At 36.9% G+C, this 17,968-nt stretch carries 23 protein-coding genes and 1 other annotated feature; all 23 genes read right to left on the bottom strand.

Annotation, left to right across the window (positions count from 1 at the left end):
- The gene (locus BN990_RS08415; RefSeq protein WP_038245064.1) at window positions 1-456 is read right to left on the bottom strand and encodes a DinB family protein; all 456 of its coding nucleotides are present in this window, start codon (window positions 454-456) and stop codon (window positions 1-3) included.
- A gap of 160 nt (window positions 457-616) precedes the next feature.
- Window positions 617-874, bottom strand: a complete 258-nt coding sequence (gene yajC / locus BN990_RS08410; RefSeq protein WP_021290999.1) for a preprotein translocase subunit YajC — start codon at window positions 872-874, stop codon at window positions 617-619.
- Window positions 875-898: 24 nt separating this feature from the next.
- Window positions 899-2,038 carry a tRNA guanosine(34) transglycosylase Tgt gene (gene tgt, locus BN990_RS08405; protein WP_038243443.1) on the bottom strand — a complete coding sequence of 380 codons (1,140 nt, stop codon included), beginning with the start codon at window positions 2,036-2,038 and terminating at the stop codon, window positions 899-901.
- Window positions 2,039-2,060: 22 nt separating this feature from the next.
- The gene (queA, locus tag BN990_RS08400; protein WP_038243439.1) at window positions 2,061-3,089 is read right to left on the bottom strand and encodes a tRNA preQ1(34) S-adenosylmethionine ribosyltransferase-isomerase QueA; all 1,029 of its coding nucleotides are present in this window, start codon (window positions 3,087-3,089) and stop codon (window positions 2,061-2,063) included.
- A 20-nt stretch (window positions 3,090-3,109) separates the two neighbouring features.
- Window positions 3,110-3,307: a DUF2905 domain-containing protein gene (locus tag BN990_RS08395; protein ID WP_051739048.1), complete on the bottom strand. Its 198-nt coding sequence runs from the start codon at window positions 3,305-3,307 to the stop codon at window positions 3,110-3,112.
- Entirely contained in the window at window positions 3,294-4,307 is a 1,014-nt protein-coding gene (gene ruvB, locus BN990_RS08390) for a Holliday junction branch migration DNA helicase RuvB (protein ID WP_021290995.1), read from the bottom strand. Before ruvB ends, BN990_RS08395 begins: the two co-directional genes overlap by 14 nt.
- Before the next feature lie 16 nt (window positions 4,308-4,323).
- Complete coding sequence (ruvA, locus tag BN990_RS08385; protein ID WP_021290994.1) at window positions 4,324-4,923, bottom strand: Holliday junction branch migration protein RuvA; 600 nt, start codon at window positions 4,921-4,923, stop codon at window positions 4,324-4,326.
- 99 nt (window positions 4,924-5,022) lie between these two features.
- Window positions 5,023-5,754: a YebC/PmpR family DNA-binding transcriptional regulator gene (locus BN990_RS08380; protein ID WP_021290993.1), complete on the bottom strand. Its 732-nt coding sequence runs from the start codon at window positions 5,752-5,754 to the stop codon at window positions 5,023-5,025.
- 140 nt (window positions 5,755-5,894) lie between these two features.
- Window positions 5,895-6,464: a YhcN/YlaJ family sporulation lipoprotein gene (locus BN990_RS08375; RefSeq protein WP_038243426.1), complete on the bottom strand. Its 570-nt coding sequence runs from the start codon at window positions 6,462-6,464 to the stop codon at window positions 5,895-5,897.
- A gap of 67 nt (window positions 6,465-6,531) precedes the next feature.
- The gene (gene nadE / locus BN990_RS08370; RefSeq protein WP_038243425.1) at window positions 6,532-7,275 is read right to left on the bottom strand and encodes an NAD(+) synthase; all 744 of its coding nucleotides are present in this window, start codon (window positions 7,273-7,275) and stop codon (window positions 6,532-6,534) included.
- 34 nt (window positions 7,276-7,309) lie between these two features.
- Complete coding sequence (locus BN990_RS08365; protein ID WP_038243424.1) at window positions 7,310-8,194, bottom strand: phosphotransferase; 885 nt, start codon at window positions 8,192-8,194, stop codon at window positions 7,310-7,312.
- A gap of 67 nt (window positions 8,195-8,261) precedes the next feature.
- On the bottom strand, window positions 8,262-9,227 hold the full coding sequence (gene safA, locus BN990_RS22535) for a SafA/ExsA family spore coat assembly protein (protein WP_051739045.1): 966 nt from the start codon (window positions 9,225-9,227) through the stop codon (window positions 8,262-8,264).
- 418 nt (window positions 9,228-9,645) lie between these two features.
- Window positions 9,646-10,503, bottom strand: a complete 858-nt coding sequence (pheA, locus tag BN990_RS08355) for a prephenate dehydratase (protein WP_232620890.1) — start codon at window positions 10,501-10,503, stop codon at window positions 9,646-9,648.
- A gap of 76 nt (window positions 10,504-10,579) precedes the next feature.
- The gene (gene obgE / locus BN990_RS08350; RefSeq protein ID WP_038243420.1) at window positions 10,580-11,863 is read right to left on the bottom strand and encodes a GTPase ObgE; all 1,284 of its coding nucleotides are present in this window, start codon (window positions 11,861-11,863) and stop codon (window positions 10,580-10,582) included.
- A gap of 14 nt (window positions 11,864-11,877) precedes the next feature.
- Window positions 11,878-12,408, bottom strand: a complete 531-nt coding sequence (locus BN990_RS08345; protein WP_021290986.1) for a Spo0B domain-containing protein — start codon at window positions 12,406-12,408, stop codon at window positions 11,878-11,880.
- A gap of 128 nt (window positions 12,409-12,536) precedes the next feature.
- Entirely contained in the window at window positions 12,537-12,827 is a 291-nt protein-coding gene (gene rpmA, locus BN990_RS08340) for a 50S ribosomal protein L27 (protein ID WP_038243405.1), read from the bottom strand.
- Window positions 12,828-12,840: 13 nt separating this feature from the next.
- A complete protein-coding gene (locus BN990_RS08335) occupies window positions 12,841-13,170 on the bottom strand; it encodes a ribosomal-processing cysteine protease Prp (protein ID WP_021290984.1) in 330 nt (109 codons plus the stop codon).
- Window positions 13,171-13,181: 11 nt separating this feature from the next.
- Window positions 13,182-13,490, bottom strand: coding sequence for a 50S ribosomal protein L21 (gene rplU / locus BN990_RS08330; RefSeq protein WP_021290983.1), 309 nt, complete (start codon window positions 13,488-13,490; stop codon window positions 13,182-13,184).
- Window positions 13,491-13,506: 16 nt separating this feature from the next.
- Window positions 13,507-13,578: a sequence feature (ribosomal protein L21 leader region), on the bottom strand.
- A 165-nt stretch (window positions 13,579-13,743) separates the two neighbouring features.
- Window positions 13,744-14,397 (bottom strand): reverse transcriptase-like protein, encoded by a 654-nt coding sequence (locus BN990_RS08325; RefSeq protein ID WP_038243402.1) that lies wholly within the window; start codon window positions 14,395-14,397, stop codon window positions 13,744-13,746.
- A 119-nt stretch (window positions 14,398-14,516) separates the two neighbouring features.
- Complete coding sequence (locus tag BN990_RS08320; protein WP_038243399.1) at window positions 14,517-15,383, bottom strand: site-2 protease family protein; 867 nt, start codon at window positions 15,381-15,383, stop codon at window positions 14,517-14,519.
- Entirely contained in the window at window positions 15,367-16,134 is a 768-nt protein-coding gene (locus BN990_RS08315; RefSeq protein WP_031335485.1) for a M23 family metallopeptidase, read from the bottom strand. Before BN990_RS08315 ends, BN990_RS08320 begins: the two co-directional genes overlap by 17 nt.
- A 325-nt stretch (window positions 16,135-16,459) precedes the next feature.
- Window positions 16,460-17,260, bottom strand: coding sequence for a septum site-determining protein MinD (minD, locus tag BN990_RS08310; protein ID WP_021290979.1), 801 nt, complete (start codon window positions 17,258-17,260; stop codon window positions 16,460-16,462).
- Window positions 17,253-17,942, bottom strand: a complete 690-nt coding sequence (minC, locus tag BN990_RS08305; protein WP_021290978.1) for a septum site-determining protein MinC — start codon at window positions 17,940-17,942, stop codon at window positions 17,253-17,255. Before minC ends, minD begins: the two co-directional genes overlap by 8 nt.
- Between the last annotated feature and the right edge of the window lie 26 nt (window positions 17,943-17,968).

Below are 17,968 nucleotides of genomic sequence, written 5' to 3'. Positions count from 1 at the left end.
TTATGATTTTATCGGTAAAAGTTGATTCGTAATATGATGTTCCATATGCTCAAGATAATCATTGATCAACCAAGATAACGGTTTTAACTCTGAATTACCAATATCACAATTTATGTGAAGCTTTTCATCGTCTATTGCTTCAATAATTCTGATTACTTGTTTATTTAGACATATCCATCGTTCCAAAATATCCTTGACAGGGACTACTTGGTAGTTCTGTAATTCTACCCATTTATCTTGGTTATACCCTGTTATTTTATACGGTTCTGCCTCATACTGTATTTTGATAAATCTTTCTATATTAACAATCGCAGAATCACATAAGTGACCAAGGATTTCTTTTTTAGACCATTTTGTTAGGGATGGCTTTATGCAACATTCTTCTTCATCCAACTTCATTAATTCTTCAGGAACTTTATCTATCCAATAAGATATAGACTGCAAGACATTCTCCATTTCCATGTTTCCTCCTTTTTAAATGTAAATTAAAAACCAACAAACCAGTTTGGTATAAACATGGTGTGTTGGTTTTATATCGATCATATGTAAATATAAATGCTCAGGGTATAAGCAACAGACAACATTGCCTATTGCTTATTCCAACGAGTAGAGGAGATTATTGTTTCACTTCACGGATTGCTGAGCGGTCATAAGTTAACTTCGTACCGTCTCCACCTTGAATAACTACTGTATTTTCATCCATGGCATGAACTTCACCATGAAATCCGCCAATAGTAACTACCGAATCTCCTTTTTGTAAATCTGTTTGCATTTGTTTCACTTGCTTTTGACGTTTTTGTTGAGGACGTATGAGCAAGAAGTAGAAAATAACAAACATCAGGATAATTGGTAATAACGAGATAAGCATGTCCATTATAAAATTCCTCCCTTCGGTTTGTTAGAAATTCCTTGCGTTGGGTTTATTAAAACCGTATTGTTCAAAGAATTCTTCCTTGAATGAGCCAAGCCGATCTTCGCTGATAGCGGTACGTACTTGTTCCATTAATTTTAACAGAAAATGGAGATTATGATAAGTAGTAAGCCTAAAACCAAATGTTTCATTACACTTAATTAAGTGTCGTATATATGCACGTGTGTAATTTCGACAAACATGGCAATCGCAATTTTCATCGATTGGTGTGAAATCTCGAGCATATTTAGCGTTTCTCACTACTAATCGTCCATTTGATGTCATGCACGTTCCATTTCTTGCAATTCTTGTAGGTAGTACACAATCAAACATGTCGACCCCACGTAGTGCTCCATCAATTAGTGAATCCGGGGATCCAACTCCCATTAAATATCGCGGCTTATTAGCAGGCAAAAGAGGCGTTGTGAACTCAAGTACTTTGTTCATCACAGCTTTGGGTTCTCCAACAGACAATCCGCCGATTGCATAGCCGGGAAAATCGAGGGAAACGAGATCACTTGCACTTTGTTTCCTTAAGTCTTCATATTCCCCACCTTGGATAATACCAAATAGGCCTTGATCGTCTTTTCGTTGGTGTGCCGTTAGACAACGTTCAGCCCAACGGGATGTTCTTTCCACAGAATCTTTCATATATTGGTGCTCAGCTGGATACGGTGGACATTCATCAAACGCCATCATTATATCAGAACCAAGGTCATTCTGTATACTCATAGCCTTCTCAGGAGACAAAAATAATTTTTCTCCACTTAAATGATTACGAAAATGTACGCCCTCTTCCTTAATATCACGCATATCGCTTAAACTAAATACTTGAAATCCACCTGAATCAGTAAGAATCGCACCATTCCAATTCATGAAACGATGCAACCCTCCAGCTTCTTTAATAATATCTTGTCCTGGTCGAAGCCATAAGTGGTAGGTATTAGATAAAATAATATTCGCATTCATTTCTTTTAATTCTTCGGGACTCATTGTTTTTACCGTTGCCAGGGTTCCAACAGGCATAAATACTGGCGTATCAAATGATCCATGAGGTGTGTGAACTCTTCCAAGTCTAGCGCCTGTTTGTTTACATGTCTTTATTAATTCATATGTGATTGGTGTCATAAATTATTCGTTCCTTTTTATTTTAAATAATTATCATGGCATCGCCAAAACTAAAGAATCGATAACGATGTTTCACTGCTTCCTGATATGCAGCTAGTATCGTATCCTTATCAGCGAAAGCACTTATTAGCATAATTAAAGTGGATTTAGGGAGATGGAAATTAGTAATTAATCCATCAATTGCTTTAAATTCATATGGGGGATAAATAAATATATCTGTCCAACCACTTGCTTCCAGAAACATACCATTATGGTCTCTAGCAATCGTTTCTAATGTTCTCGTTGATGTAGTACCAACTGAAATGATTCTGCCATTTTCCTGTTTAACACGGTTAAGAATTTCAGCTGTCTCTTTTGTCATGTGATAAAATTCCGCATGCATCTCATGCTCTTCCACTTTATCTACGCTTACTGGTCGAAAAGTGCCCAGTCCAACATGCAAAGTAATGAATGTAATAATTACTCCCATTTCCTTTAGTTCATCGAGTAATACGTTGGTAAAATGCAACCCAGCAGTTGGGGCTGCCGCAGAACCTTCCTCTTTCGCATAAACCGTCTGGTAACGCTCTTTCTCTGGTAACTGCTCTTTGATATAGGGCGGTAAAGGCATTTCACCTAACTCATCTAATACTTCATAGAAAATTCCTTCATAATCAAACTTTACGATACGTCCGCCATGTTCCTTCAGCCCCATGCAAGTAGCTGTTAATTTCCCATCACCAAAGCTAATGATGGTTCCCTTTTTTATTTTCTTTGCAGGTTTTGCAAGGACCTCCCACATGTCTCCTTCAGTTTGATGCAAAAGAAGAATTTCGACACTTGCTCCTGTATCTTCTTTCTCGCCATGCAGTCTAGCAGGCAACACGCGTGTGTCATTTAATACTAAGCAATCTCCTGTTCTAAAATATCGCTTAATATCCGTAAAATGGCTGTGTTCCATTTCACCATTTCGTTTATTCAATGCGAGAAGTCTCGACGCGGATCGATCTTTTAATGGTGTCTGTGCAATTAACTCTTCTGGTAAATCAAAATCAAAATCGTCTATATTCATTATGAATCTCCTTACTTATCTTAGCGAAACTTGCCAATAATATAAAAAATAAGTGTTAAAATAATACTTACAACAATTGATGTTACAATTGGAAAGTGAAATACAACATTCCCTTTTTTAAACGTGATATCATCAGGAAGCTTACCAATAAAGCTCCAAATGATACCAACGATTACAAAAATGACCCCTATTATAATAAATAATTTACCGAGATTCATGATCATCCGCTACCTTCAAACCAAAATGTTCATAAGCCTGAAACGTTGCTACCCTCCCACGGGGAGTTCGCTGGATAAAACCAATTTGTAACAAATATGGTTCATATACATCTTCAATTGTTTGTGACTCTTCTCCAATTGTTGCAGCAATTGTGTCTAAACCAACGGGGCCTCCTTGAAAACTCTCAATGATTCCTTTTAATAATTTATGATCAATATGGTCCAGACCTACTTTATCTACTTGCAACATCTGAAGGGCCTCTCCCGAGGTAGCCAAACTTATCTCCGATTCCCCTTTTACTTGCGAGATATCTCGAATTCGCTTTAATAAACGATTAGCAACCCGGGGAGTACCTCTAGATCTCCTAGCAACTTCTACAGCAGCTTCTTGAGAAATCGACGTATTAAAGATATCTGCTGTACGTTCAATAATAGAACAAAGATCTCTGGCATCGTAATATTCTAATCTACTAAGAATCCCGAAGCGATCTCTTAATGGAGCTGATAGTAAGCCAGCCCTGGTAGTCGCACCTACTAATGTGAAAGGAGGCAAATCAATTCTAACCGACCGAGCGCTAGGCCCCGTACCGATTACGATATCCAAAAAAAAGTCTTCCATAGCTGGGTAGAGCACCTCTTCAACTGACCTAGGCAGCCGATGAATCTCATCAATAAATAAAACGTCTCCAGGTTCCAATGACGACAAAATTGCCGCAAGATCTCCCGCACGTTCAATTGCGGGGCCCGATGTAGAACGAAATTGGACTCCCATTTCATTTGCAATGATTGCAGCAAGCGTTGTTTTGCCTAGTCCTGGAGGTCCATACAATAGGACATGATCTAAAGGCTCTTCACGCATTTTTGCAGCTTGAATAAATATACTTAAATTTTCTTTCACTTTATGTTGTCCAATATATTGCTTCAATGTTGTCGGTCGCAGATTTAATTCAATTGACGTATCTTCTTCTTGAAGCTCTCCAGTAATCATCCGTTCTTCCATTCATTATCCCCCTTTCTTAGTTTTTCATAAGTAGACTTAAGGCTTTTCGGATAACCTCATCCGTATTCTTACTCTCCTCTTTTTGTAGCTGAGGTAATATTGCCTTAATTTCCTTATCCGTATACCCCAATGCTTTCAGGGCCTCCCGTGTCTCCGTAATGATCGCTTGATTAGCCATTTCTGTAGGCTGATCAGAATCTTCAACAACGGCTGTAGTAACCACTAATTTCCCTTTAAGATCAAGAATAATTTGACGTGCTGTCTTTTTACCAATACCAGGAAAGCTAGTTAAAAACTTATCATCTTCCCTTTCGATAGCAGCAGCAAATCCTGCAACATCAACAGATGCTAAAATAGCTAAAGCGCCTTTTGGCCCAATTCCTGAGACAGAGATAAGCTTAGTAAATAAATATTTCTCATCTTCATTCTTAAAGCCAAATAATAGCTGTGCATCTTCACGAATATGATGATATGTATGCACGAATACTTGTTCATTTTCAAAGGATTGAAATGCGAAAGGGTTGGCACAGATAATTTCGTAGCCGATCCCTTGGACATCTACTATAATGCTATCATCCTTTATATATGTCAGTAATCCTTTTATATATGAAATCATTGAATCGGCTCCTTTAACCTTCTCCACCATTTTATCACAAGTCATAACAAATGAATAAAACTTCTATTCCTTCGAAAAGAAATAGAAGTTTGACTTACCTTACTCTGAAACCTCTAAATTATGATGAATATCTTGAACGTCTTCATTATCTTCTAACATATCAATTAAATGAAGCATATTGGATTCATCTTTCTCTGAAAGGGAACTGTATGTTTGCGGAAACATTGTAACCTCTGAGTCTGTAATCGTATATTTCGCTTCCCTTAAATGATCCACAACTGCTTGATAATCCTCTGGAGCTGTAAATACTTCATACGCTCCTTCTTCATTATTAATATCTTCTGCTCCTGCTTCTAACGCTTCTAAAGTAAGCTCATCTTCGTCGATTGCTCCTTCTTCATCCGCGATAACGATGTAACCTTTACGGTCAAACATAAACGATACACTGCCATTTTCACCTAAGTTTCCATTATGCTTTTTGAATGCATGCCGAATATCCGCTGCTGTTCTGTTCTTATTATCTGTTAATACATTAACAATAACTGCAACCCCTCCAGGGCCATAGCCTTCATATGTTAACTCTTCAAAACTAGCACCATCTAATGTTCCAGTAGCTTTTTTAATCGCTCGATCTATATTATCGTTCGGCATATTATCTGATTTGGCTTTATCGACCGCAAGCCTTAGAGCAGCATTCGTTGACAAGTCACCGCCACCTTGTTTAGCTGCAGTATAAATGTCTTTTGCGTGACGCATAAATACCTTTCCTTTTTTAGCGTCCTGGGCATTTTTTCGTCTTTGTATATTTTTCCATTTAGAATGACCAGCCATCGGACATTCTCCTCTCTAGAAATTTCCTTTATTACTATATCAAAAAAATGGAACTTATTAAAGTTTTGACTAAGAATAGCAATACAGTAACTGCTGTCGATAGCCAAAGTATAAAAAAATAAACCCTTTTATATAAGGGTTTATTGATTATTTTCAATAAAATTATTGATGATGTTCTCGATTTTCTCCCCATTACTTTTGGCTTTTATTCTCGAATCCAAATTCTTCATACTATCCCAGTGAACATCATCCGTATATACAACAATTTCTTTATCAGTATCAGGGACGATCTTTTTTACCTCTTGTTTAATTGTGTTTGCGGTCCCTTGCCTCTCATCTTCTGCGAGGATAACTCCGACAATAATCCGTTTCTCCGTGGAAGCAACCTGCGCCTGCACAATTTCTCGTTTATTTTGTAACTTATTAGACAGTTTAATTGCCTCATCATTTGTAAAGGCGTCTGAATAACCGTTTTTATAGTTTGCATTATTTGCTTTCTTTTGATGTGTTTGAGGATAGCCACCTTTGTCTCCAATCGTTTGCTCCCGCTGATACTTTCGTTCGGTTTTTTCTTGATCTGTTTCATAGTGAATTGGTTGCGTATTGCCAGACTGTTGTTGTTCTTCTTGTACATCTTCATTTAAATTTGTTGCACAAGCTGTCAAAACTAGAAGCAAAGAAAGCAATATTAATCCATGTTTGATACGCATAGGAAATACCTCCTTTATCGATTAGTTTGGATAAAGGAGGTATTTTTACACAGTTAATTTAAGGAAATTAAATCGTACGACTAAATTGAGGTAAAGGATCTCGTTTATGTGTTGTTCGTTTATGCATTGCTTCAATTATTTCTTTATCCTTTTCAGGAATTGATTCTCCTTTAATAAGCGCATCGATCTCTGCATAGGTGGTTCCCATTTCTTTTTCATCACTTTGCCCTTCCCAAAGATCAGCACTTGGCTGTTTATTTAGTACGGAATCGGGTACGCCTAAATAATCTGCCAGCTCTTTCACTTCACCTTTTGTAAATTCTACAATTGGTAAAATATCCACGCCACCATCACCGTATTTTGTAAAATAACCAGTGTACCATTCAGCAGCATTATCTGTACCTACCACAAGATAATTATGGTTTGTTGCTACAGTATATAAAGTACTCATGCGTAATCTTGCACTTAAATTAGCTTTTGCTAGCTGGGCATTTTCTTCTTTATATGTTGCGGATGACTTTAATTCTTTTGTAATATTACCATACATTGATGCACGTGCTTCCGTTAGATCTACCGTAATAGTATTAATACCGCAACTTGCTGCTACCTCTTTGGCGTCTTGCATATTTTCCTCACTGGTATTAATCGGCATAAGAACCCCTAAAGAATGGTCAGGGCATGCACGTTTAATCAAATGAGCTACAACCGCCGAATCTATCCCACCACTTATACCAACTAATAATCCATTAACGCCGGCTAATTTCACCTGTTCTTGTAACCAATTAACAATTTGGTCTACTTCTTTTTGCATAATGATCGCTCCTTGAATAATTAATCCTACGTTTTTATTCTAGCATTATTTTCATATCATTAAAAAAATATTGACGTATTTCCCATTTGTTTTGTATATGAATAAGTTCATTATAGCTGTTTGAATGATTACCTTGCCTTAAAAATCGTAACCACTCCCGCATAATATCTACTGGGATACATATTGCGTATAACCAAGCCTTAAGATCGTATTCATTAACCATAGGATAGGAGAGTAGTTTATTTAAATTCCATCCAATATACGGAAGAAAGCGTTGCCCAAGTTGAATTTTATCATAAATAGGTGCCGTATTCCTTACTAAATCAAAGTCAATTAGATATACAGTGTTGTCAACTTTTAGAAAATTATGTGCTGCTACATCCCCATGAATCCATTTTCCATTCATTATGGCTTCTTCTTCATATTGTCGAATCGGAATTTGCATGCATTTCGAAAGATAGTATTTCGCAGTCTGTATAATATCTTGAAATAGGGATGTAAAATGATAATGATCAAAAATGGCTTTGGTTTCTTGAAATAACAAAATACGTTGATACCAACGTTTAATATATTCTGTATTGGTACGGGAAGAGCGGGGATAGATATGGACTGCATTTTGGTGAAATTGAGTTATACATTCTAGTGCTTTCCATCGATCTTCTTCATTCATATAATGTAGTTTTTTTCCTTCTAAATAAGGCGCAATTGTCCATACACCATCATCACTATCCAGATAAGCTTTACCATTCGGAAAATGAATAAAAGTATTTATTATCGTTCGATCTTCCATTGCTTCAAAGAATTCCCACTGCCTTTTTACCTTCTGTCTTTGAAGGTGGTGCTTCACAATATATTTCTGTTCATCACTAGTTGTGAGGGAATAAACGGATGGTTGTTTAATCATCCGTATTTTCTTCACCATTAATTCTCCTTTATGAAAGAAAAAAGAAGAGAGACGATGATAGGATTCGTCTCTACTCATACTTCTATTCACTTTGATTATTACCTGATTGTTGTTGCTCGTCACCAAAGCTAGCATATGGAGGATATCCAGGCGGCATTGGGTGAGGATGCTGATACATATCATTTCTAACTTGTGGAGGGTAAAGGTTTGATGGTTGCTGTTGATATATGCCTTCCGGTTGTTGTTGCTGTTGTTGCTGCTGTGGTTGCTGTTGTTGCTGTGGTTGTTGTGGTTGCTGTTGATTCATGCCTTCTGGTTGCTGTAGCGTTGGTGGTACTTGATAATCTTGATTTCTGTACATTCCATATGAAGGTTTAGAACCCCCGCAACCACAGTCGTGTTTTGCATCCATTGCTCCTTGCACCTGTGGCATAGGATGGTGTCCATGATGATGACCAGGCCCACCATATCCAAACGGCGCAGGCCCCATCATTTGAAATGGTACTTGTGGATAACATGGATCCATTACATAACAGCACAACGGTACCATAGGTTGTTGTGGTTGAGGTTGTGGCATCGGATACGGTAAAGGCATCGGTTTAACTTGTTCCTTCTTCGGCTCTTCCTTTTTCATTTCTTTCTTTTCTGGTTGTTTAGGCATTGGCATTTGTGGAAAATTGATCGTTGTATAATTGTGAAAATCTTGCTCCATCATTGGCATTTGCATCTGTGGTTGAGCCGGCATTGGTGGCATTTGATGTACTGGCATTTCAGGTTTCATCATTTTTGGCTTTTCTTTATCATCCTCTTTTATTACTGGTAATGGTTTCGGTGAAACATCTTTATACGCATGCTCTTTTGGCTTTTGTTGCATTTGTTGTTGCTTTACTGCCTTGGAGGATCCTGGGATTTTAATTTTCATACCAGGCATAATCATATCAGGACTTGATAAGTGACTATTGACTTGTTTTAATTCTTCAAAATCAACACCATATTGCTGTGCTATTTCCCATAATGAATCTCCTTTTTGTACAATGTGTATCTTCAAAATGAATCAATCTCCTCTCTTTTCATTTCTGGGCTAATACTCTATATCAACATATGCATGGAAAGTTTAAATGTTGAATAATTTAATTTAAGACTCAGGGTTCTCTTCCAAGTTAGTCATTGAGGCCACGTACACACCTTATTCTTGATGAAGAGGCTAAATATAGAGCCTATAAAGCATGCGACGAATACCTTCAAGTTAGCTGCTCATCTAAATAATTACACTCATGAATAGCGCAAGTACCTTGGTCATCCCCGACAAAATCTTAATTCCGAAGTGACGTTTTCTGCCACAACGTAAGATTGCTTAAGACCTTGAGGGGGTAGACGCTCGAGCTAGACACAACAAAGCAAAACCTTATACTTTCTTAACTTCAAAAAAATCGGCAATCATTTAGATTACCGACTCAATTAACTATCTACATATCATTCATTTGATATACTGGATATGTTCCTAATATTGACACATTGCATCCTAATGCTTCTAATTCTCCAATGACCCCTGAAAATAGCACCTCATCATATTCTTGATTAACATCAACAATGAAGAAATAATTGCCTAAACCGGTTTTCATAGGTCGTGATTCAATCTTTGATAAGTTCATTTTTCTCCAGGCAAAAGCAGATAAAACTTGATGTAAGGCTCCTGCGTAATCACTAGGTAACGTAATTAAGACGGTTGTCTTTTCAGAATATTTTGGGTGATTAATCTTTATCTGGTTTTCCTTCTTACTTAAAACAGCAAACCTTGTATGGTTATTTGGGAAGTCGTGTATATTCTCATCCAAAATACGTAATCCATACAATTCTGCTGCTAATTTATTGCCAATTGCCGCAATCGATCCTTTCTTCTCAGCAACTAATTCAGCAGCCTTGCCTGTTGACGATGTATAATGAATCGATGCATTTGCTATATGCTGATGAAGATATTGATGGCATTGAGCAATTGCATGACTATGTGAGTGTATTTCACTTAATTCTCCGTAACTACCCGTGAATTCAGGATCCACTAATAAATGTTGTTGTATCGGAACAACGATTTCTGCTACAATCGGTAACCTCACTTGATGTACTAAATAATCAATCGTTAACTGCACGGTGCCTTCTATTGCATTCTCAAGCGGCACGACGCCAATATCAATTTCGTCTTCATTCACAGCGTCTATACATTCAGGAATTGTAGCAAAGCTTTGTTTTACTTCGCCATTAAAAGCTGTATCTACTGCTAATTTTGTAAATGTTCCTTTTGGACCTAAATAACCAATCGTTGCTGCCAAAACCATAATCTCCCTTCACTTCTTTTAAAAAATTCTTTAGTAGCCTGGTTCAGCTACCTACACGGATTTATTTCGATTACTCAATAAACTCAAATTCAAAATCTAAAAGACGAATGGTGTCCCCATCTTCTGCACCTCGTTTTCGTAGTGCATTATCAACGCCCATTCCCCGTAATTGTCTAGAGAATCGCTGTACAGCTTCATCATGATTAAAGTCAGTCATTTTAAATAATTTTTCAATTTTTGCTCCAGATAAAACATAAGCTCCATCATCATCACGAGTAATTTTAAATGGTGCTTCTTCCTTGTGATAGCGATAAATTACTTTTTCTTCTTGCTCAGGCTCTTCTTCTGGAGATATTTTCGGTATACTATCTAGTGCATCAGCAACAGCGAATAATAGATCTCTGATTCCTTCTTTTGTGAGAGCAGAAATTTCAAAAACTGGATACTTGTCGTCTAATTCTTGTTTGAATTGTGCTAAATTATCTTTCGCACCTGGCATTTCCATTTTATTTGCAGCAATGATTTGTGGACGTTGCATGATTTTTGCATCATATTTCGTTAACTCTTGATTTATCTTTAGAAAATCCTGATATGGATCCCTACCTTCTGTTGCAGCCATATCAATGACATGAACAATAACTCTTGTTCGTTCTACATGTCTAAGGAATTGATGGCCTAAACCAACCCCTTCATGCGCTCCTTCGATTAAACCCGGCAAATCTGCCATCACAAATCCACGATGATCTTTTGTTTCAACCACACCAAGGTTTGGCGCCAATGTTGTAAAATGGTAATCTGCGATTTTGGGCTTTGCTGCACTAACAACAGATAGCAAGGTAGATTTACCCACACTCGGAAAACCCACTAAGCCAACATCAGCAATAAGCTTCAGTTCGACCTTTATATTACGTTCTTGGCCTGGTTCTCCATTTTCAGCCATATCTGGCGCTGGGTTTCTAGGAGTGGCAAATCGTGAATTTCCTCGTCCGCCTCTGCCACCATTGACAATAATTGCCTCTTGCCCATGATTGGTTAAATCAGCAATCACTTCATTCGTTTCTTCATCCGTCACAGTAGTGCCAGGAGGAACAGGAATGATTAACGATTTTGCATTTTTACCGTGCTGATTTTGACTCATCCCATTTTCTCCACGCTTTCCCTTAAAATGGCGATTATACCGGAAATCCATTAATGTATTAAGACCTTCATCTACTTTAAAGATAATATCTGCACCATTTCCTCCATCGCCACCTGCTGGTCCACCTTTAGGAACGTACTTTTCTCGACGATACGCAACGAGTCCATTTCCACCATCGCCAGCTTTTACATATACACTAACTTGATCTACAAACATACTTTCACCTCATCTTAGAAACATGGTACAGAGAAATCACATATTAAACAATTCGCTTGTTTGTATACAGATAACGTGTATAAACTCGTTAAAGAATTTAAGCGAATTAGTAAGCTCTCCTGATTTATTATCCCATAAATCATCAAGCGAACCTCTATAACTTCTGTCCTACCTGTTACCATTTCCAATTCAATATCAATTAGATCATTACTCTGATTTTCGTCTTGGACCAATGCCATGATCTGACGACATTGTTCTGTTAATAGCTTGTCTGCTTTTTCTACCTTTTTATTTTCCGTATGTATTCGAAATTTTAATCGCATATCTTGATACATTTGATGAAATTGAAGCACCCACAAGAAGAATTCAAAAGCTTGTAGTTGCATTAATTTCCGCTCTTCATGATAATAGGCAATAGCATCAGACGTTTTTTCCTCTACTCTTTCTACTTTTCCCATGGATGCATAACCATGAATGACTTGTAAATGATTCATCAAGTCATGTCGGTAATGCTGTATTAGCTGAACTACCTCTTTTTCTGTCATGTTACGCCCCCTCACTATGTTCCAAAGTATAGCAAAAAATTAAGAAAAGATCATTCATATTGGGTAGACCTTTTCCTCAGATTATAAAAAACTCCAGCCAACATACTGGCTGGAGTTTTTTATAATACTTATGCTTCTTTAGCAACTGGGTATACACTTACTTTTTTACGGTCACGTCCAAAACGTTCAAATTTAACTACACCATCAATTTTAGAGAAAAGTGTATCATCTCCACCGCGTCCAACGTTCGCTCCAGGATAAATCTTGGTACCACGTTGACGATAAAGAATCGATCCGCCAGTAACAAATTGGCCATCCGCACGTTTTGATCCTAGTCGTTTCGATTCAGAGTCACGACCGTTTTTCGTACTACCTGCACCCTTTTTCTGAGAGAAAAATTGCAAATCTAGACGTAGCATTATTTCCACCTCCTTATTTCGTTTGTATTTTTATAAATTTACTATATTCTTGTTCAATTGAACTTAATGATATAAGCATTCCCTCAAATAGCAATTGTATCTTCTCCATTTTCTCATCTGAAACAGAGGTTGGAATAGTTACATGAAGATACCCACCGTCATTTCCTTGTCTAATAACAAGATCTGTATCGCATAGATCCATAACTGCGTTTACTGCTCCAATGGATACAGCTGATACTCCTGCACAAACCAAATCATAGCCATATGGTCCACTTTCAGCATGTCCAGAAAGTTCAAATGCTGTTATTTGCTCATTTTCACGAATTACGGTTATAACTATCATGTTAGAATCCTTTATGCATTAATTTTGTCAATTACCAATTTGGTATAAGGCTGACGATGACCTTGCTTGCGATGATAATTCTTTTTTGGTTTGTATTTAAATACAGTAATTTTCTTTTGACGACCATGTTTGGCAACTTTTGCAGTTACAGTAGCACCTTCAACATACGGGGCGCCGACTTTCACGTCATCTCCACCAACAAAAAGAACTTTATCAAATGTAAAAGCATCATCTTGCTCAGCAGCAACTTTTTCAATGTAGATTTCTTGACCTTCTTCTACTTTGATTTGTTTACCACCTGTCTCAATAATAGCGTACATACTACATGCACCTCCTTAATTAACTCAGACTCGCCATACAGGTACCTTCATTGGTTTAAAAACCTGTTCTGCGCGGTTGTAGCACTGGTGCTACGATGAATAACGTATTAATGCTACCATGTTTTCAGTACATGTGTCAAGATTACATTCAGGTATTTGATTCATTTTAACAACTTTAACGAACTGCAACTTTCATATAAAATTGGCACAGCACAATTTTTACTGGACAATCTATTCATGTATTGTGCAATGGTTAAATTTCTTTCGTACTAACTACTTCAATTTTTCGAAGAGCTTGCGAAGCTAGTTGATCTGCTTCTTTATTTTTATTTCGAGAAACTAGCACATATTCTGGTTCCATTCCCAATTTTTCAAGCTTGGCATCAATTCGATCAGCCCATCTCGAAAGTTCAAACTCATAACATGGCCATTCCCCACGTAATTGATTAATAACAACATTTGAATCACCTATAATTGTAATTGGGATGTGATGTGCTTCTAATGAATGAAGTTCTTGAAGTGCTAAATGAAGTGCTGCATATTCAGCTTCATTATTTGTCTTAAGTTCCTCAACCAGTGCATTTTTTCTGAGACGAAATGATTTATTGTTCTGTTTATAATACAAAACACAACCTAACCCTGACTGATTTGTTTCTGGATCAAACCCACCGTCGAAGTAGAGGATAATATCATGAACCTCTGTTTTTAATTCCTCAATATGTCGCTGTAATTCCTTCATGGACCATGTTGTATCATGCTTATCTACATAAGTGATCTTTTTTAAACGTCCAGTTCTTTCTAAATCCTCCGTTAGTAATAATGCTTTAGGCACCTTCATCTCTTCAGAAAAACAAGTCATTTCAGCACCTTTTGGGGTTCGATACGTAAATTCCATTCTTACTTTCATTTCATTGCCTCCTTGAAAACACCTTTCGTATATATACTTTACCCTAATTATTTTAATTCCTAATAGCAATCTCCTCTATTTAAAAATAAAAAAGGGCAAGCCCAATAAAAGGCTTGCCCTTAGGTTATGTGATCGGCAATTTCTCCAATGCTTTTATTCACCTGTTTATCGTAAAAAAAACTTTTCAAACAGAACGCTTCATCTAGAGCATGTCGTTTATAATTAGCATCATATATATGAATATCATGTTTTCTTTCTCGATAAAAGTAAGAAAACACTTCCATTAATGATTCACTAGCCTTAACATGAATCGGCATGCGTCTTGTATTATTTTTTGATTCCTCTTCATAACGTTGCAAAAGGAATCGCATAAAAGCATAATACCGCTGTTTCCATTCGGTTCTATTTTCCATAAATAAAAAAATAAAAATAAAGAATGAGCTTAATGTAAAAGGAAATGCAAAAAGTTGAATAGATAATAAAATTAAACTAGCTATCATCGAACCGAAAATAATGGAATAATATGCTTTCTTATATGGTAATAAAGAAGATAAAAATAATAATAACAGCTTACCGCCATCTAAAGGCCAAATAGGTAATAAATTAAATAATAAAATAATCGTATTATAATAATAAAATAGTTCCAAAACGGGAGGAGGTAATATATCTCCAGTCCCTACGATCAGTAATCCAAGATAAATAATTATATGTTGAAATGGCCCTGCACAAGTAACATACATTTCTTCTTTTAATGGTTTACTCCCATGTTCTTCTGTGTCCATTACCCCACCAAATACCCAAAGCATAACTTTTCGAATTCGCCATTTAAAATGGCGCGCAGCCAATAGATGACCCATTTCATGAAAAAATACGATAAATAATAGAATAGCCAGTTCCATAAACGTTCCTGTAAAAAAAGATATGATAATAAATACTAATAAAATCGGATGGAGATGAATTTTAGGAAGACTATTGAGTGTCGTCAACTTTTAACACCTGTACTGGATCGATATAATCGTTATCTTTCTCAATCGAGAAGAATACGGACTGGCTTTCTTGTGTAGGGCTGAATTGGCCGATTGTTTGGTTTGCTGTTACATGCTGATAAATGTGTACATCAATATTGCTCAAATAACCATACGTTGTTTTACTACTATCAGGATGCTGTACAACAATCGTTTTATTTGTTTCTTTATCATTACCAGCAAATATTACAACACCCTCCTGTAAGGCCGTTACTGTACTCTCTCCCGTTGGAGCAATTTTTATTCCAGTGCCGTTTGTTTGAAATGTTTCTGTCACGTTTCCATTAACTGGCATAGCAGAAGCATTACTCGTTACGTTCTCCGATTGATTATCAGGAACAAATGCTAATGGGCTTCCAAAGGTCTCTTGGTACCAAACATTTACTTTAGCAAAAGGAAATTCCTCTGTTAATGCACTACCTGTCCACTCTTTCGGTGATTGTAATACAGGGGATTCTACTTGCCAAAGTAAAGCGACACCTAAAAATAACAAAATAGAAAGTGTACCTTTTAATAAAAAATTTGTTACCGTTTTACCTTTTGATTTTGAAGGATATCCTGGATCAGAAAATACTGGTGCATATCCATGCTTTTCCTCCTCTTGTAAAAAAGGAGGGATCACCTGTTTGCTTGGTTTTCCTTTAGTGGGTACACCTCGGGCTTTTTTTCGTTGTTCGATTGATTGACGTACTTTTTTTACTCCTTTACTCATCATCCTCACAATCCTTCTCAAGCATTTGTACAAGTCTATGAGAGAGATTATAAAGATATGTCAGAAAAAGGCTAAGCTAAAAAGAAATCATTTCTTATACCATTGCGATCCGTATTTTTCAACGAGGATCTTTTGCCTCCAGAATCACATCCCGTTCCCTTTCTGCGGCCGACTGTAAGTTTTTTCGCTTCATTGCCACGGTCTGTGCTGCTTTGATCTCGCCTAAAGTCTAGTCGAAAGGAATTCCTAAAAAGATGGAATAAAAGAAAAACAACCAAAAAAACAAGGCAACGAGAACCTCTCGATGCCTGCTCCTTAAACCTTTTTATACACGCATTCCGAAAAACTTTTTCACTTTCTGCATCATCCCTTTTTCCGTATCAAGGTTCTGTAAAGGAACGGTTTCACCTAGAATCCTTCTAGCAATATTTCTATAAGCAATCGAAGCTTTCGTATTTGGCTTAAATGCTACTGGTTCACCTTTATTCGAAGCTTTGATAACTTCCTCATCATCAATAACAATGCCAATTAAATCAACGGATAAAATTTGGAGCACATCATCTATATCAAGCATATCACCGCTTTTCATCATATGATTCCGAATTCGATTAATAACTAATCGCGGTGGTTCAACCATGTCTTCTTTTTCTAATAAGCCAATAATTCTATCTGCATCCCTTACACTTGACTTCTCTGGCGTTGTCACAACTATTGCTTTGTCAGCACCAGCAATTGCATTTTGAAACCCCTGTTCTATTCCTGCTGGGCAATCAATTATTATATAATCATATTCTTGTTTTAACTCTGTAATGATACGCAGCATACCCTCTGTAGTGACAGATGATTTATCACTTGTTTGAGCGGCAGGCAGTACGGATAAATAATCAAAACGTTTATCTTTGATCAAAGCTTGTTTTAATTTACACCTTTCTTCAATCACGTCAACAATATCATAGATAATTCTATTTTCTAGCCCCATCACTACATCAAGATTTCTTAAACCAATATCTGTATCTATTAGACAAACTTTTTTCTCCATTAATGCTAATGCTGTTCCAATATTTGCAGTCGTAGTTGTTTTACCAACTCCGCCTTTACCTGATGTAATAACGATCGCTTCACCCATTTTGCATTCTCCTTTCGAACCTGTTTATTTCTTTTCTTTTATGTGAGAGAACTTGTAGTCGATCAATTATGATTTTATCCTTCTCTTCATCAACTAGACCACATTCCATATACACACCATCAGATTCATAGTCAGGAGCACGACTGATATAATCAGCAATTCGAAGTTGACTAGGGTTCATGAAAGATGCTGCTATGAATGCTTTTATGTCACCGTCAACACCAGCATGGGCAATTCCCCGTAAATTCCCCAATATGTAAATATTTCCTGTTGCTGTAACTTTGCCACCAGGATTTACATCTCCTATAAGTAATAGGTCTCCAGTGACATGTAATATCTGGCCCGAACGAACAATTCGATTCATTGCTTTAATTTCGCTATTTGCTTGCCAAAGACGAGCTTCTTCGCGAAGAACGACATCCGATTCTATTGAATGAATCGTAAACCGGTTTTCCTCACATATCGTTTGTTTTAACCGTTCTAGTTGCTCATCATTTAGATAACGATGACCTAATTTCACTCTAACACTGACAATAGGTTCATGCTGGGTTGGCCTACTTTCTTTCATTTTACGTCCAAGCTCTTGTATCGCCTGTTCAAAAGAACAACTATCTTCGATAAATAATGTTAGTCCATCTTTTGTTCCCTTCATCGTAATTAATTGCTTTTTCTCCTGTACCACATGTTCACCTCATTTATCTAACATGA

The organism is Virgibacillus salexigens (assembly GCF_000723585.1).
Taxonomy (GTDB): Bacteria; Bacillota; Bacilli; order Bacillales; family Amphibacillaceae; genus Virgibacillus; species Virgibacillus salexigens.
The sequence above is the reverse complement of the archived record's forward strand: the minus strand, read 5'-3'. Positions and strand labels throughout refer to the sequence as shown.